Annotated in this window: 13 protein-coding genes and 1 pseudogene; 8 read left to right on the plus strand and 6 right to left on the minus strand. The window is 39.6% G+C overall.

Features of this window, described 5'->3' with window-relative positions; genetic code table 11:
- The first annotated feature begins 58 nt into the window (after positions 1–58).
- Positions 59–1030, plus strand: coding sequence for a polyprenyl synthetase family protein (locus B3317_RS10205; protein ID WP_291111155.1), 972 nt, complete (start codon positions 59–61; stop codon positions 1028–1030).
- Here the strand turns inward: B3317_RS10205 and B3317_RS10210 are convergent.
- Positions 1027–1857: a phosphatidate cytidylyltransferase gene (locus B3317_RS10210; RefSeq protein WP_291111156.1), complete on the minus strand. Its 831-nt coding sequence runs from the start codon at positions 1855–1857 to the stop codon at positions 1027–1029. The genes B3317_RS10205 and B3317_RS10210 overlap by 4 nt on opposite strands.
- Positions 1858–2077: 220 nt before the next feature.
- Here B3317_RS10210 and thrC point away from each other — a divergent pair, with 220 nt between their 5' ends.
- Positions 2078–3376, plus strand: coding sequence for a threonine synthase (gene thrC, locus B3317_RS10215; protein WP_291111157.1), 1299 nt, complete (start codon positions 2078–2080; stop codon positions 3374–3376).
- A 51-nt stretch (positions 3377–3427) separates the two neighbouring features.
- Here the strand turns inward: thrC and B3317_RS10220 are convergent, their stop codons facing one another.
- The 3 genes from B3317_RS10220 to B3317_RS10230 form a co-directional block, all read right to left on the minus strand.
- Complete coding sequence (locus B3317_RS10220) at positions 3428–4129, minus strand: porin family protein (RefSeq protein WP_291111159.1); 702 nt, start codon at positions 4127–4129, stop codon at positions 3428–3430.
- A gap of 149 nt (positions 4130–4278) precedes the next feature.
- A complete protein-coding gene (locus tag B3317_RS10225) occupies positions 4279–6174 on the minus strand; it encodes an amidophosphoribosyltransferase (protein ID WP_291111161.1) in 1896 nt (631 codons plus the stop codon).
- Between the two features lie 328 nt (positions 6175–6502).
- Positions 6503–7564, minus strand: coding sequence for a tyrosine-protein phosphatase (locus B3317_RS10230; RefSeq protein WP_291111163.1), 1062 nt, complete (start codon positions 7562–7564; stop codon positions 6503–6505).
- 265 nt (positions 7565–7829) lie between these two features.
- Here B3317_RS10230 and B3317_RS10235 point away from each other — a divergent pair, with 265 nt between their 5' ends.
- From B3317_RS10235 to B3317_RS10260, 6 genes are all read left to right on the plus strand, one after another.
- The gene (locus B3317_RS10235) at positions 7830–8837 is read left to right on the plus strand and encodes a tyrosine-protein phosphatase (RefSeq protein ID WP_291111165.1); all 1008 of its coding nucleotides are present in this window, start codon (positions 7830–7832) and stop codon (positions 8835–8837) included.
- A gap of 228 nt (positions 8838–9065) precedes the next feature.
- A complete protein-coding gene (locus B3317_RS10240) occupies positions 9066–9470 on the plus strand; it encodes a DUF5856 family protein (protein ID WP_291111167.1) in 405 nt (134 codons plus the stop codon).
- A gap of 172 nt (positions 9471–9642) precedes the next feature.
- Positions 9643–11310 (plus strand): formate--tetrahydrofolate ligase, encoded by a 1668-nt coding sequence (locus B3317_RS10245; protein ID WP_291111169.1) that lies wholly within the window; start codon positions 9643–9645, stop codon positions 11308–11310.
- A gap of 2 nt (positions 11311–11312) precedes the next feature.
- A complete protein-coding gene (locus tag B3317_RS10250) occupies positions 11313–12173 on the plus strand; it encodes an N-acetylmuramoyl-L-alanine amidase-like domain-containing protein (RefSeq protein ID WP_291111171.1) in 861 nt (286 codons plus the stop codon).
- Positions 12174–12185: 12 nt separating this feature from the next.
- Positions 12186–13061: a CPBP family intramembrane glutamic endopeptidase gene (locus tag B3317_RS10255; protein WP_291111173.1), complete on the plus strand. Its 876-nt coding sequence runs from the start codon at positions 12186–12188 to the stop codon at positions 13059–13061.
- Between the two features lie 31 nt (positions 13062–13092).
- Positions 13093–14505, plus strand: a complete 1413-nt coding sequence (locus B3317_RS10260) for an undecaprenyl-phosphate glucose phosphotransferase (RefSeq protein ID WP_291111175.1) — start codon at positions 13093–13095, stop codon at positions 14503–14505.
- A 7-nt stretch (positions 14506–14512) separates the two neighbouring features.
- Here B3317_RS10260 and mltG read toward each other — a convergent pair whose 3' ends face one another.
- Complete coding sequence (mltG, locus tag B3317_RS10265; RefSeq protein ID WP_291111177.1) at positions 14513–15532, minus strand: endolytic transglycosylase MltG; 1020 nt, start codon at positions 15530–15532, stop codon at positions 14513–14515.
- A 381-nt stretch (positions 15533–15913) separates the two neighbouring features.
- Positions 15914–16228 (minus strand): annotated as a pseudogene (locus B3317_RS10270) (ORF6N domain-containing protein); the annotation flags it as partial.
- Positions 16229–16245 lie beyond the last annotated feature (17 nt).

The following is a 16245-nucleotide window of genomic DNA, read 5'->3' on the forward strand; positions in this document are numbered from 1 at the left end:
AAATATATAATGCTATAACCCGAATTATTCCTAAATTTGCATCTCAACAAAACTTAGTATGGATAAAAAGCTTCTAATAGCAAAACCAGTAACGGAAGAACTGAAAAAATTCAATACCTATTACAAAGATTCTGTCTTTTGTAATAATGTAAGGATTCAGGAGATTATAGATTATATAATGAAATCGGATGGAAAGCGGATACGTCCCATTCTGTTACTATTAGCGGCAAAGGCCTGTGGAGAAATAAACAATACGACTTATAACTCCGCCATAACGGTAGAACTTCTGCATACAGCTTCCCTGATACATGACGATGTTGTTGATGAATCCAAAATAAGGAGAGGAATGGCTTCGCTGAATGCTATTTATGATAATAAAATGGCCGTACTTGCAGGCGACTATTTTCTATCCACAGCCTTGATAAAAAGTGTACTGACCGGAAATATCGAAATCATATCCCACGTTTCAGATTTGGGGCGTGACCTTGCCGAAGGCGAATTGAACCAGCTCTCGCTGGTCAAAGAACTGATTCTGGATGAAGATGAATATTTTCAGGTAATCAGAAAAAAGACAGCATCCCTGATGTCGGTATGTATGCGTATAGGGGCAATGTCGGTGGATGCGTCGGAGAAAGAAGTAGAAAGATTCACCAAATTGGGAGAGTATCTCGGGGTTTGCTTCCAATTGCGGGATGATATATTCGATTACTTTACCGATGCTATTGGCAAACCTACAGGGAACGATATCCGTGAAGGAAAAGTTACACTCCCTTTGTTATATGCTATAAGAAATGCGCCGGAGGATGAAAAGAAGGAATTATTGTCTGTCATTTTCTCATACAACTATACTGACGAAAATATACATAAACTTATCAGCTATGCCAAAGAGCATGGAGGTATAGAATATGCTTACCGCAAGATGGAAGAATATAAAAATCGTGCGGAGGAAATAATCGAAACAGTTTCAGACACAGAGGTCCGCGAGGCTTTGGAAGCTGCCGTAGAGTATATAGTGGAAAGAGCTTATTAACAGATACCGATACATAACAAAAAAATACACACAGCCGGTATAGCCAGTATTGTGCTGTCGAAACGGTCAAGAATGCCGCCGTGCCCGGGTATCATATTACCCGAATCTTTTACTCCCAGCGTACGTTTTATTAATGACTCGAAAAGATCACCCCAAGTACCGAATACTACTACCACGGCAGCGAAGCCAAGCCATCTAATAGTGGAGAGATTGGTGAAAGAGTGCGCAAAAATAAGAGAAGAGACTATGGCAACTATTGCTCCGCCAATGAATCCTTCCCATGATTTTTTCGGGGATATACGCTCAAATAAGCGATGCTTTCCAAAAGCCATACCTGTAAGATAGGCGAAAGTATCGTTTACCCATATCGTTATCAGCAGGGCCAGGATATATACACAATGGTAACTTCCGGGTTCATAGGCGAATACAAGATAGTTTGTCAGAGCCAAGGGACCTGCAATGTAAACCTGACCTAACAGTGAATAGGATAAGGACTGAATAGGATTCTCACGTTTCATATACAATTCACTGATGAAAAGGACTATCAGGTAAATCATATACGGAACAAAAGCATGTGCAGATGCTGAATAAACACAATAGTAAAATCCTCCTAAAAAAAGGAAAAATCCTCCTAATATATTCCATGGCCGGATAACGCGAACTTTGGCGCTTGTTTCTATCAATCCGTAAAACTCATACAGACATAACACAGTGAGTAATGAGAATATGACAACAAAAGTATACTCATTTATGAGTATTCCGCCGAGTAATAAGCCGATGAATACAGCTCCGGCGAGGATACGGACAACAATATTAGGTAATTTCAAGGTGTTTCTTTTTTCATTATAACGCAACAAAAATAGTAAAAATAGAGATATTACATCCCGATATTTTATAAAATAAAAGGATTGATAGGTTCAACCGTACTTTTTACTGAATAACAGCCTGAAAGATTTGTCAATCAAATGAGTGAGATTCGAATATAATGTTTATTCGTTTGTCTCTTCTCTTTCATTTTATTATTTTTGTCTCTCAAATTAATGTAAAATGAAGTATTACAGTACGAATAAGAATGCGCCGCAGGTCAGCTTACAAGAAGCGGTAGTCAAAGGGCTGGCTCCTGATAACGGGCTTTATATGCCCGAAACGATAAAAGAATTGCCCCAACCTTTTTTTGAAAATATAGGCAATATGAGTTTTCAGGAGATAGCATATACGGTTGCCGATGCTTTCTTTGGGGAAGATATAGAGCCGGATACGCTCAAGAGTATTGTTTATGATACCCTTAACTTCGATACTCCCGTAGTACATGTAAAAGATAATATATACAGCCTTGAGCTTTTTCATGGTCCTACTCTTGCTTTTAAAGATGTCGGAGGGCGTTTCATGGCCCGTCTGCTCGGCTATTTCATTAAGAAGCAAGGACAGAAAGATGTGAAAGTACTGGTGGCCACATCGGGAGATACGGGCAGTGCTGTTGCCAATGGTTTTCTGGGTGTGGAAGGTGTCCATGTATATGTTCTCTATCCGAAAGGAAAGGTAAGCCAGATACAGGAATGCCAGTTCACTACACTGGGGCAGAATATAACAGCGATAGAAATAGACGGGACATTCGATGACTGTCAGGCGCTGGTTAAGGCAGCCTTTCTCGATGAAGAACTGAACCGGAAGCTGAATCTGACTTCTGCTAATTCCATAAATGTAGCCCGGTTCCTTCCTCAGGCATTCTATTATTTCCATGCTTATGCCCAACTTGCCAAACAGGGAAAAGCCGGGAATATAGTATTTTCGGTGCCTAGCGGCAACTTTGGGAATATTACCGCCGGACTGATAGCTAAACGTATGGGATTGCCTGTAAAACGTTTTATTGCAGCAAATAACAGCAACGATATTTTCTATAAGTATTTGCAAACCGGAGAGTATAATCCCCGTCCGTCTGTACAAACAATCGCTAATGCGATGGATGTAGGGAATCCCAGTAATTTTGTCCGTGTCCTCGACCTTTATGGAAAGTCATTGAATGAGATAAAGAAAGATATCTCGGGAGAATGGTACAATGATGCTAATATAAAGAAGATAGTAAAAGATACTTATGGTGAAACAGGGTATTTACTCGATCCTCATGGTGCATGTGGCTATCAGGCGTTGACAGACGAATTACGGCCAAATGAAACGGGTATTTTTCTTGAAACAGCTCACCCGGCCAAATTTCTTGAAACAGTAGAAAGCATTACAGGCAGGCAAGTGACTGTCCCTGAAAAGTTACAGGCTTTTATGAAAGGGAAGAAACGAAGTATCGGTATGAATAAAGAATTTGCCGGTTTTAAGCAATTCTTACTGAAATAAAAATAATAAAGCCCGGATTATGCCGGGCTTTATTATTATACCAAAGAATAATCAGAACTTATATCCTAAAGTGACATAAGCATTCCGGTTTTTTACTTTCTCGGCTTCCCGTGATATATCATATAATCCAAAGTCATACCTAAAGGAGATATTCACATGCTCATATTCCACACCCAGGCCAATACCAATACCCCAGTCAAATTCACGGAAATGTGTATCACTGAAAGTCTCTTCTCCCCTTCTCCAGCCATCAATCATTTTCATATAATCATTCAGGCTCATTGTGGTAGTTCCTTCCGGCGTTCTTAAAACAACTTCGTCCCCAAGCTCAGTTTGCCCGCTAATGCCGTAGGCTACATAGGGGCCTGCCTGTACCATAAGTCTTGTCTTTTCCGATAAGTCAAATTTATATCCTACATGTATAGGCACCTGGAGATAGTTGGCAGATACAGTTGATTCCTTAAAGTTTATACTTGTACTTTCTTTTTCATCTTTATTCAGAAGATCGAATTTAGTTCCCTTATTGGAAAATTCGATAGCGGAAGAAAGGTACAGGTCACGATTGAGAAAATAGTCGAATGTAAGCCCTCCGGTAAAGGAATGCTTCATTTTGGTTTTATAAGAATACTCACTAAGATCTGAAAAAACAAACCCGGCTTTGGCCCCGAATAAGAATTTTTTCTCCTGGGCATTAGCAGAGAAGCCTGCAATCAAAAAAATTGAAGCTAAGGTAATTTTGATAATTTGTCTCATAAAAATACTTTGGTTAAGATAATGTAGTTTATATTAAGCTGTCTAGTTGAAACAAAGATATATAAATTATTTGTTCCTGTATAAATAAAAACGATTTTTATAATCTGGTTATTTCGCCCTACGGGCGAAATAACTCCTCACAAACAAAATCAATACGACCTTTTGTCTATTCCTTCTATATAGTTCAGGAATGCAGTATTTACCATCCTGTTACCTCCCGGAGTGGGGTAATTCCCTGAAAAATACCAATCCCCTTTATGATCAGGGCTGGCTTTATGGAGATCTTCAATTGTTTGGAACACAATTTCTATTTTCGCCTGTGTCCCTTTTGGCGTGAGCATTTCGGCCATTTTAGCCGATATTTCTTCGTTAGAGAACGGCGCATAGATTTCTTTTACGTAATTCGCGATCTCTTCTTTCGGTTTATTCTTTTGTGCAAGTGATTTACGGTATACATCATCTATAACCGATTGCATTCCCCTCTCTTTTAGTAATTCGATAGCGGCCCTGAATGCGGCAAACTCGCTCATGCGCGACATATCTATTCCATAGCAGTCGGGGTAACGGATTTGCGGGGATGAGGATACGATAACTATCTTTTTGGGATGCAGACGGTCCAGTATCTTTATGATACTTTGTTTCAGGGTTGTTCCCCGTACTATGCTATCATCTATCACGACCAGATTATCTTCATATGGACGAACCGAATCGTATGTTATATCATAGACGTGAGCAGCCAGATCATCACGGCTGCCATCCTGTGCGATAAAAGTCCGTAACTTGATGTCTTTGATAACGACCTTTTCGGTGCGTACGCGCATAGATAATATCCTTTGCAGTTCTTCTTCGGAAATGGATGATCCCTTCTCTGTAATTTTCTTTAGCTTTACATCATTCATATGCTTGTTCAGAGCTTCTGTCATTCCGAAGAATGCAACTTCCGCCGTATTGGGTATGAATGAGAAAACCGTGTGTTGTATATCGTTATCTATTGCCTTCAGAATAGGAGGAAGAAGAAGTTTTCCGAGATTTTTTCGTTCATTGTATATATCCGCATCCGAACCTCGGGAGAAATAAATCCGTTCGAACGAGCAAGGGGAAACATTCCGTGGTTCCTGTATCTGTGAAAATAATACCTGCCCACTCTTTTTGATTATGATTGCCTGTCCGGGATCAAGTTCCTTTACTTCGGCTACATCGAGATTGAGGGCAGTCTGGATTACAGGACGTTCAGATGCTACCACTACAATTTCATCATCGTGGTAGTAGAAAGCCGGACGTATGCCGGAAGGATCTCTATATACAAATCCGTCACCACATCCGATAATTCCGCCAATGGTATATCCTCCGTCCCAGTTCTCACTGGCTTTATTGAGCATGAAGTGTATATCAAGGTTTTTTTCTATCAGGTCGTTCAAGTCTTCCCCTTTTACTTTGCGGTCTTTACCAAATTTATCATATTGGAATTGAACCTCCCTGTCGAGATGATGCCCGAGGGATTCGAGAAGAACGAACGTGTCGGCGTAATCACGCGGGTGTTGTCCTTCAGCCACCAGTGCTGCGAACAGTTCATCGACATTAGTCATGTTGAAGTTTCCTGCCAATGCGAGATTTCTCGACCGCCAGTTGCTGCGGCGCAGAAAGGGATGTACATATGAGATACCGCTCTTGCCCGTTGTACTGTAACGTAAATGCCCTAAAAATAATTCACCTGCAAATGGCAGGTATTGGCTGGCATATGCAGGATCATTTAATTTTTCGCGGGATGTTTTTTCGTAATTTTTATAGACATTCGAGAAGATTTCCGATATGGCACCTGAGCCTGTGGCTCTTTCCCTGAATATAAATTCACTCCCCGGAGGCGAGTCTAATTTTACTACAGCCAGTCCTGCGCCTTCCTGCCCGCGATTGTGCTGTTTCTCCATCAGCAGATACAGCTTATTCAGTCCGTATTGCCATGTCCCGTACTTCTTTTGATAGTAGTCAAGCGGCTTTAGCAAGCGTATCATTACGATACCGCATTCGTGCTTCAAAGGCTCTGTCATATAAAAATCTCCTTCTGTTGAGAATTTATTGAGAATAGTTATTCTTTTTTTGAGGTTACAAAGATAATATGATTTTTTCTGTAATCCTAAAATATTATAGCTGCAAAAAGGGTATTAACAATAAGCAACAGAAGTCGCAGACAGATAGCAAATGTGGAAAAGAATAAACAAGCATATAACTATCAGCTGATAGCCATCCGTTTTTTTAGTAGTACAAAGCCCCTTTCCGGGGATTAGGGAGCCTTTAAGAGAAAAAGGTATTAACGGGAAACTTCTAAACACTAAGTAACTAGGAGTAACACAGAGTTCTTTGAAAATTGTCTCCCGGTCAATGCAGCAATATCGCTTTCAGCTTTTTCTTTTTTTCCGGGGTAATCTTCAATTTGTTAAGCATATAATCGTCTACCGAACCACTCATTTCCCTGATGCATGATATTCCGTATTTCAGGTACGCAAGGTCTGTTTTGGTAAGCATAGTCAATGCTTCCTGCCGCGATTCGGTCAGACTGTCAGCATCTTTTACCAGCTTTGTACGGTCTATTCCTATCCCCGACCACATATAATCCTCCTCTATCACATCCAGAGGGACATCGAGTGCACGCAGAAGAAAGTAAGTGGCTAAACCACTCTGATCCTTACCCAAATAACAATTATACGCTATCGGATAATTATTTTCGTCGCAAAGGTAGTCGAAAAACCGTGCGTAATCATCTGCAAAGTTAACAATCATATCTTTATAAGTATCCTGGGTATATATAACAGCATCGCCACGAAGGAATTTCCCGTCCATTACTTTCTGCGAAATTGAACTGTATCCTTTTTCCGAAATCGGGATGCGCACATTGTTCGCGCTTTTGAAACGGTCTATATACGGTCTTTTCACATCTTCGGACCGTAAATCGATAACAGTCTTTATTCCCAGAGTGCTCAACTCGATACTATCATGAGTAGTCATACGGAAAAAACTGCCTGAACGAAACAGCTTACCCCAACGAACAGTCCGGTTGTCGTTTGTTATATATCCGCCTATATCTCTGAAATTCTGGATACTATCCATTTCGAAAAAGCGGTTTGTGATGATATTGGACATAGTCCCCCCAATCTTTATCCGGAAGTATTTGCGCTTTTCTACCGAGTCGGAAGTATTGTCTATTATCGCTATATAGTCATTTGACTTTACAGTGAAAGAAGGGGTTGAAGGGAAAACGCTATCATTGTCCGACACGAATATTTCGGCCGGAACATTATCCGTTTCCGGATACAGCTCCCATTTTAATATATAATTACCTTTGGCATCTCTTTCACATAAGGCTATGACCGTAGGCTTGGAGGTACAGCTGTACAAGGTAACTAATAATAATACAACACAGGTAAATAGTTTTAATTTCATGTCACAAGCAATCTTTTAGTTAAGGCCCCTGACCTCTTATTACTTTAGTATCTCTTTAAAACATATGTCAGATAACGATATTATACAAGGTTTTCACCCCCGGTAAAGGGCAGTGCTTATAGCAAAGATACATTAGTCTGATGTGTTTTTCAATAGACTGCAGTCTTTTTGCGAAGATTTACCTTTTTTTTACACTTCAATCTGATTTAACTCTATGATAGGAAATATATCAACTAATTCCGTATATTTGTCATGTATTAATAATATGGTAAAAGAAGAGGTAAATAATTATCGGGAAAGGACATCTCTGTTAACAATGGATAAAGCCATTCTAAAAGCTTATATAATACGGGAGAAATATACAAAGGAGGCAAGCTTAAGGCTCGAAGCCCAAGGTAACTGGTCTTTGTATGCGGGCAGTTCTGTGGATACAATCAACAGAGCTACTCCTATATTGACGGGTAATGGAAGCGGAAGTTTTTTCCTCAGCGTTAGCACGTATAGCCGCATTTATTTTGAACTGGTTTGCGGTGCTGAACGGCTGCTCCTCACCGAAAGACACCTCCCTATGGCAGGAGGGTACAATTTCAGGGATTTGGGCGGTTTCAGAACAACAGACGGGCGATATACAAAATGGGGTAAACTTTTCAGGGCCGACGAATTATCCAACCTTACCGCCGACGATCTGAAATATCTCTCGAGCATACCGATCACATCTGTGATAGACTTCAGGGCACAAAGCGAAGCCCGCCGCTCACCCGACAAACTACCTCCTACTGTCCATTTCACCTATCCTATAGCCATCACACCGGGCAATCTCAGTTCGGAAGGGATTCAGGCCAATATGCTAAAAACGAACATCGACTCTCACATGAAGCATATGAATCGCCTCTTGGTGAGCAACCCGGCATGCGTAAGAGCCTTCCGTATATTTTTTGCTATCGTACAGAATAATCTCAGTGCCCCTCTCATCTTCCATTGCTCTGCCGGAAAAGACAGGGCGGGTATGGCTACGGCACTGGTATTGTTTGCCCTGGGAGTAGATGAAGCAACAGTTATGGACGATTATCTGATGTCGAAAATTTATCTGAGCGATAAATACGATGCTTTCATCGCAAAATATCCACGGGCAGAATCAATATTCACTGTAAAGCGTATGTTCCTGCAAGCCGGCATAAATCAGATAAAGAGAGACCATGGCAGTATAATGAATTTCCTTACCAAAGAGTTGAAAGTAGATGTAGTGAGAATGAGAAGACTATATCTGGAATAATAAAAACCGAATGAGTATCAACTCATTATAAAATATCATGATTCACTGAAACAAAAGCGGTACTTTTATTGTTTATTTATTGTACATCGTACAGATCAGGCTAAAAATCTATTATAGATAAAATCAATATTAACATTTACACATTCAATTGTTAATACTTGGATTTGAAAATCGCAACCATTATCTTTGTCTATATAGAAACAACATAAATAAATAAATTTTATAATTATGAGCACATCTACATTAAAAGAAAAGAAAGCTGCATCAGTAAATGCAGAAATCGGAACATTTTTAGGTAAAGTATTCGCTTTTAACAGCAGTTTGAAACTTCACCACTGGCATATAACCGGTAAAGGCAGTTATGCAGCGCACATCGCACTCGATCAGGCTATCGGCGACCTATTAGATACAACAGACCGTCTGGTAGAAACTTCCTATGCAGTAAAAGGAGATCTGGATATCGTAATTCCTGAAACAAAGAATCCTACAAACATTGTAAAACATGCCGAGGACTTCTTTAAATATACAGAAAGCCAAAGGGAATTATTCGCTGAAGCTTTCACTCAGGCAATCATTGACGACTATCAGGAAGCAATCCAACAATTACTGTACCGTCTGAAAAGACTACAATAATTAGAAGAACTGATACAAGAAAATAAGGAACAGTTGAACAGGGATTATCTATTGATCCCTGTTCTTATTTTGAATAGCTATACAATCACTCTTACAAGGTTATTAAAAGCGACTTTGAATAATAAAAATTTATATCTTTGTGCTCCCAACGGAAAATACACAGTAACAAAGAATGAAAACAGATATTGAAATAGCCGGAAGTATCCAACTTGACAAGATTTCAGATGTGGCAAATAAAGCAGGAATCAATGCTGAAGAACTGCATCAGTATGGTAAACATATAGCAAAAATCCCGGTCTCCTTCATTGACGACCAGAAAATGAAGAAGAGCAGTCTTATCCTTGTAACAGCCATTACACCCACAAAAGCAGGGATAGGAAAAACCACCACATCTATCGGTTTAGCTTTAGGGCTGAACAAGATCGGAAAAAAAACGATTGTAGCACTCCGGGAGCCTTCACTCGGACCATGCTTCGGGATGAAAGGCGGAGCTGCCGGAGGTGGTTATGCCCAAGTACTCCCGATGGAAGACATCAATCTCCACTTTACCGGAGATTTCCATGCCATAACATCTGCGCATAATATGATTACAGCCCTCCTCGACAACTACCTTTACCGGAACAGAGGTACGGATAATTATCTCAAAGAGGTGGTATGGAAAAGGGTGCTCGATGTAAATGACAGAAGCCTCAGATACATTGTCTCGGGATTGAACGGCTCAGAAAATGGAGTTCCCGCCGAAACAGGGTTTGAGATTACCCCCGCATCAGAAATTATGGCAATCCTTTGCCTGTCTTCCGATATAGAAGATCTTAAAAGGCGTATCGGAAATATTATTCTTGGTTATTCTGCTAATGGGAATGTCTTCACGGTGAAAGACCTTGGTGTAGCCGGTGCAATTACAGTACTGCTAAAGGATGCGATAAACCCGAATCTGGTACAAACCACAGAACATTCTCCTGCAATCATACACGGAGGACCGTTTGCCAATATAGCTCACGGATGCAATTCATTGATAGCGACAAAGATGGCTATGAGTCATGCCGACTATGTAATCACCGAAGCCGGATTTGGCGCAGATCTAGGTGCTGAGAAATTCTTCAATATCAAATGCAGAAAGGGGCAAATATCACCCAAACTCACCATCATCGTAGCCACTACACAGGCTCTGAAAATGCATGGAAATGTACCGATTGAAAGCATCAAGGAGAGAAATACGGAAGGGTTAATAAAAGGATTCGCCAACCTTGACAAGCATATTGCAAACATGAAATCTTTCGGACAAAGCGTTATGGTTGCTCTAAACAGGTATGGTTTCGATTCTGAAGAAGAAATAGAGCTGATAAGAGATCACTGCCATCAATTGGGAGTAAGCTTTGCGCTGAACGATTCTTTTACAAAGGGAGGTGAAGGAGCTGCTGGATTTGCAGAAGAAGTAGTCAGACAAGTTGAGAATAATCCATCCCAAGCTCTTCGCTTTACATATGAAAATAATGATTCTATAGAAGAGAAAATCAACAAAATAGCTAAATCAATATATGGGGCGGCATCAGTCAGAATTGGAGATAAAGCCCGCAAAAAGTTAGCTCTGATTGAAAAGCAGGGAATCAATCATTACCCTGTCTGTATTGCTAAGACCCAGTACTCATTTTCAGACAATGCACATGCCTATGGCACACCGACTGGCTTTACTCTCACTGTTAATGACATTGTCATTAACAATGGAGCCGAATTTATAGTAGCCATTGCCGGAAGTATAATGCGCATGCCGGGCTTACCGGCTGTACCTCAGGCAGAATATATTGATATTATACATGGCAATATTGTAGGACTAAGTTAATTATGAAACCGGCAAGATTGGTTATACTTATATTCTCATTATTTACTTTATCCAATATGGCTAAAGGAGGGGATATAGTTTCCACTCCGGCCGATCTGCGCATCTATGAAGCCTATATAAAGCAGTTTGAAAAACAAAAGGATAAGCCCTTCGAAGAAATATTTATCAATACGGCCAAATACTTTCTGGGAAAGCCATATGTAGCCTCCACCCTTGAGGTACCGGACACAGAGAGAATGGTCGTTAATCTCAGAGAATTTGATTGTACCACCTTTGTCGAAAATTGTATAGCTCTGTCGCAAGTCATCAAATCCGGAGATTTTTCTTACGACAATTATCTGCAAACACTCATAACAATGCGTTACCGGGACGGAGAGGTCGCCGGCTATACATCCCGCCTGCATTATACAAGCGATTGGATATATGAAAATGAGAAACATGGGTTGCTGAGAAATATCAGTTCAGAAATAGGGGGAGAAAAAGTTAAGAAGGATGTCAACTTTATGACAACACATCCTCAATTATATAAGCACCTCAAGGGCAACGCACAAAATATTGAAAAGCTGGATAAAATAGAAAAGAATATTTCTAAGAGAAATGCTTATGAAATACTCCCGACAGCTGCGATATATAATAGTCAGCAAAAAATAAAAACCGGGGATATAATCGTATTTGCCACATCAATAGCGGGTTTGGATTATTCTCATATAGGGATTGCTTATTGGCAAAAAGAGGAGTTACATTTCATTCATGCTTCAAGCAAAGCCAGGCAGGTGATTATTGAGCAAAAAACACTTTTGGAGTATTGTCAGACTTCAAAGAGCTGTACAGGCGTGACTGTGCTCCGCATTAATCAAGAATAAAAAGCAATGGCTATGGATAGTAAAGGTATTTTATACAATATGGGAGGTTGGTCACAGTTTTTCTTCTTCTGTTTCCTCTCTTTTTCGGGACTAATTATGGCCACCCTGATTATTCTTCTGGTGATACCTGCCGATAATCCGTTACAATCAGTTCCCTCCATCCAGATTACCCAGGTAATACAAACTATCTTTCTGTTTTTGATTCCTTCTCTGGTCTATGCCTTTTTGTATCAAGGCAGTATTAAGAATTACTTAAACACCAGAACACATATCGATACATTACTCCTACTTGGCACAATCCTTTTGATTATTTTTATCCAACCAGCAATAAACTGTATAGGATACTATAACCAGCAGATGATACTACCTGAATTCCTCAACTGGATGAAAGAATATGAGGAATCGGCGGAAAAAACATTGAAACTGTTATTTGCCGACAGAACGATCACATCTCTCCTGATTAATCTGCTGGTGATTGCAGTTCTGGCAGGTTTGACCGAAGAGTTCTTTTTCAGAGGCTGTTTACAACAGATAATACTGAAGATCGTGAAAAACCGGCATCTTGCCATTTGGATTACAGCGATTATCTTCAGTGCTATCCACTTTCAGTTCTACGGATTTGTACCCCGGGTATTATTAGGTGCGTTATTAGGCTATCTGTTTGTATGGTCGGGAAGTATATGGATTCCGGTCATTGTACACATAATACATAATGCTATAAATGTGGTACTCATCCACATGTATTACGATACACCAAAAGCGAGTCAGATAGAGGATTTCCGCTTCGAAGAAAATGCTTTGCTTATATCCGCAAGTTTCATCATATCGGCTTTAATAATATTTATGATATGTAGAAGAGGGGTAAATAAGCAGGAATCTGAGAACTAAATATTATCTTTGCAATCTGTTTATTTAAACTATGGATAGTACGGATAGAAAAGAAGGATATGGTTACCTGATTGACTGGATAGTTCGTTTTGGCGACTTGTTCCTTATTAATGTCTTCTTTTTACTGGCGTTTTTCGTATTCCGCCAAGAAGATGTAGTAGCTACAAGCCTACATTACAGGGAGAAAATCATTGCATTTCTGTTGATCAACCTATGCTATTTTCTCACTTCATCATTCATACGTTTTCATATTACATCGAACGTTGTATATCTCGACAAAATAGTCCAACGCTCATCAGCCTTTATAACCCTTTATGCATTATTGATTACTGCAGGATTCTCTATATTTCATATTATAAGTATTCCTATCATTCCATGGATTGTAGGATTCTTTATCATGGGGACTATTTTTGTGGGATGGCATGTATTATTCCGTCTCCTGCTAAAATCGTACCGGAAGAAGGGATATAACTATAGACAAGTGATTATCATAGGAGCGGGAAGCAGCGCTATAAAAACGTACGAGTCTCTTATTTTCAGTGAGTTCGGCTATAAAATATTAGGTTTCTTCGACAACGATACTTCAAAAAAAGATGTATTACCTAATTATCTTGGAAAGATTTCCGATATTGAAGAGTATGTTCAGAATGCTAAGGTGGATGAAATGTTCTGTACCTTGTTGGGGAACCAGGATCAATTAATCTATGATTTAGTAAGATTGTGTGAGAAAAACATGATCCGTTTCCATCTTATACCTGAGTTTCACAAATATATGAGGAGGCGTTTTTCTCTACATTTTATAGAGTCTACCCCTATATTAAGTCTTAGATATGAACCTTTACAGCACTTTTCCAATAGATTTATTAAACGGACATTCGACCTTATTTTCTCGGGCCTCGTACTAATCCTTATTTTCCCTTTTGTATATATCATTTTCGGAGCCATCATAAAATGGTCTTCTCCCGGACCTGTATTCTTTAAACAAAAAAGGACAGGGATCAAAGGGGAAGAGTTCTACTGTTATAAGTTCCGGTCGATGCGATTGAATGAAGAAGCTAATAAAAAGCAGGCAACCGCAGGAGATCCGCGTATAACCAAAGTAGGCGCCTTTATGAGAAAAACAAGTATTGACGAACTACCTCAGTTTATCAATGTATTTAAGAATGATATGTCTGTTGTCGGCCCTCGCCCGCATATGCTACAACATACCGACCTTTACAGCTCTCTCATAGATAAATTCATGGTCCGTCATCTGGTGAAGCCTGGCATTACAGGCTGGGCGCAGGTAACCGGATGCAGAGGTGAAACTAAAACTGTAGAGGAAATGGAAGAACGTGTAAAGAGAGACGTCTGGTATCTCGAACACTGGACTTTTTTCCTTGACCTGAAGATTATCTACCTTACGATTGCGAATGTCTTCAAAGGCGACGAAAAAGCCTTTTAATTCCGGATTAATATATTCCTCTCGTATTTAATGCATTTCTGTACCGCGCTGCATTCCTCTGATGTTCGGCATAGGTATCAGCAAAATTATGACGTCCCGAGAAATCTTCTTTTGCACACATGTACAGATAGTCGCTCTTTGTATAATCAAGGACACTGTCAATCCCTTTGATCGAAGGTATCCGGATTGGGCCCGGAGGCAGACCCGTATGCACATATGTGTTGTATGGAGAATCTACTTCGAGATGCTTGTTCAATATACGGCGCAGGCTGAAATCACCCACTGCAAACTTAACTGTGGGGTCTGCCTGCAATGCCTGTCCCGAGCGGAGCCTGTTAAGATACAATCCTGCTACAACGGGATATTCATCGGTAAAAGTACATTCTTCCTCAACAATAGAAGCCAATATTGATACTTCGACAGGTGACAGGCCTGATTCCTCTGCCTGTGCTGTCCGTTTCTTGTTCCAAAAATCATTATATTCGGTTTTCATCCTCCGAAGAAATTCATCGAGAGTAACATCCCAGTAAAATTGATATGTATTGGGAATAAACATGGCAATCACCGTTTCTGTAGTAAAACCCAGATCTTTGCATTTTTCCGGATTATTTAATGCTGCCAATAAATCTTCCTTGCCCAACATCAACTGATTGGAAATACGTTCAGCAAAATCTTCTTTTGTCCGGATATTGTTAAATTTCAAATTCAAAGGAGTCTGATGTCCGCTACGCAGATGGCGCATAAGATCAAGTATATTCATATCCGGTTTAACAGCATAGCGCCCTGTCTTTAAATTATCTTTATAATCCATAACAGATGCCAACAGCTCGAAATTACTTATATTTTTTACTTCCGCACTATCTTTCAGCTCTTTTAGCAATACATTATAATCCCTGTTTTCATCTATATAGAGATAAACGGTCTTATCTATGCCAAATCCTGTATTTATAATACTATAGCCGTATACACCGGCTGCTATGATTATAATAACAATTATAATAAAGGCATATAAAATCTTCTTTTTCATTTCTTATCTTATTCTTTTAATAGTAACACATCAGTCGTTGAAAGGTAACAAAAGTAACAGAAAACAATTAATAATTAAAAATGAAGAATTAAGAATTAGTTTTTATTAAAAAGCAGAGACCAACGAATCAGTTCTTAAAACTTACTACTTGTTAAAAGGTAACAAAGGTAACATCTGTTTCTTATTTTTTATATTGTAATATTCCATCAGATAGCAGACTTATTATCTGTAATGTATAGATAAAATGATGGAGAAAAAGTAACAGTTATTTCAACTTCTAATTAGCATCCCAAGCGCGGTTATGCAAGCCGAGTTTTATCTGGGTAACAAACGGATTTATTCTATAAGCAACTCACAGACAAAACAAATTTACGTGAGGGATTATTCTTCCGGCTTGATATACCCCACAGGCTTGCGAGGTTTGTTTACATGTTTGGTCTGAAGCTCTGCCAATGTTTCATTGATAAGATCGAGTTGCATCCGTGTATCTTCATGCATATCGTTATAGTCGGCAAAGACTTCCTCAATATATGCTTTTAGTTCTTTTACTTCATCCTGTAATTGCTTGCTTTCATTAACAGGGGAATTAGTCAATAGTTGGCGTACAGCAACAAAGGCCCGCATGATATTGATGTTTATTTCTATTGCGGCATCACTGTTAAGTACGGAAGAAAGCATTGCTACTCCTTGTTCCGTTTATGTAAACAAAAAGA

The organism is Dysgonomonas sp. UBA7710, from assembly GCF_002482385.1.
In the GTDB taxonomy this organism is placed as follows: Bacteria; Bacteroidota; Bacteroidia; order Bacteroidales; family Dysgonomonadaceae; genus Dysgonomonas.

Bases quoted from the DNA above. Each gene is read 5' to 3' on its own strand.
- B3317_RS10205 (WP_291111155.1), top strand. From the start codon at position 59: ATGGATAAAAAGCTTCTAATAGCAAAACCAGTAACGGAAGAACTGAAA.
- thrC (WP_291111157.1), top strand. From the start codon at position 2,078: ATGAAGTATTACAGTACGAATAAGAATGCGCCGCAGGTCAGCTTACAA.
- B3317_RS10220 (WP_291111159.1), bottom strand. From the start codon at position 4,129: ATGAGACAAATTATCAAAATTACCTTAGCTTCAATTTTTTTGATTGCA.
- B3317_RS10225 (WP_291111161.1), bottom strand. From the start codon at position 6,174: ATGACAGAGCCTTTGAAGCACGAATGCGGTATCGTAATGATACGCTTG.
- B3317_RS10230 (WP_291111163.1), bottom strand. From the start codon at position 7,564: ATGAAATTAAAACTATTTACCTGTGTTGTATTATTATTAGTTACCTTG.
- B3317_RS10235 (WP_291111165.1), top strand. From the start codon at position 7,830: ATGGTAAAAGAAGAGGTAAATAATTATCGGGAAAGGACATCTCTGTTA.
- B3317_RS10240 (WP_291111167.1), top strand. From the start codon at position 9,066: ATGAGCACATCTACATTAAAAGAAAAGAAAGCTGCATCAGTAAATGCA.
- B3317_RS10245 (WP_291111169.1), top strand. From the start codon at position 9,643: ATGAAAACAGATATTGAAATAGCCGGAAGTATCCAACTTGACAAGATT.
- B3317_RS10250 (WP_291111171.1), top strand. From the start codon at position 11,313: ATGAAACCGGCAAGATTGGTTATACTTATATTCTCATTATTTACTTTA.
- B3317_RS10255 (WP_291111173.1), top strand. From the start codon at position 12,186: ATGGATAGTAAAGGTATTTTATACAATATGGGAGGTTGGTCACAGTTT.
- B3317_RS10260 (WP_291111175.1), top strand. From the start codon at position 13,093: ATGGATAGTACGGATAGAAAAGAAGGATATGGTTACCTGATTGACTGG.
- mltG (WP_291111177.1), bottom strand. From the start codon at position 15,532: ATGAAAAAGAAGATTTTATATGCCTTTATTATAATTGTTATTATAATC.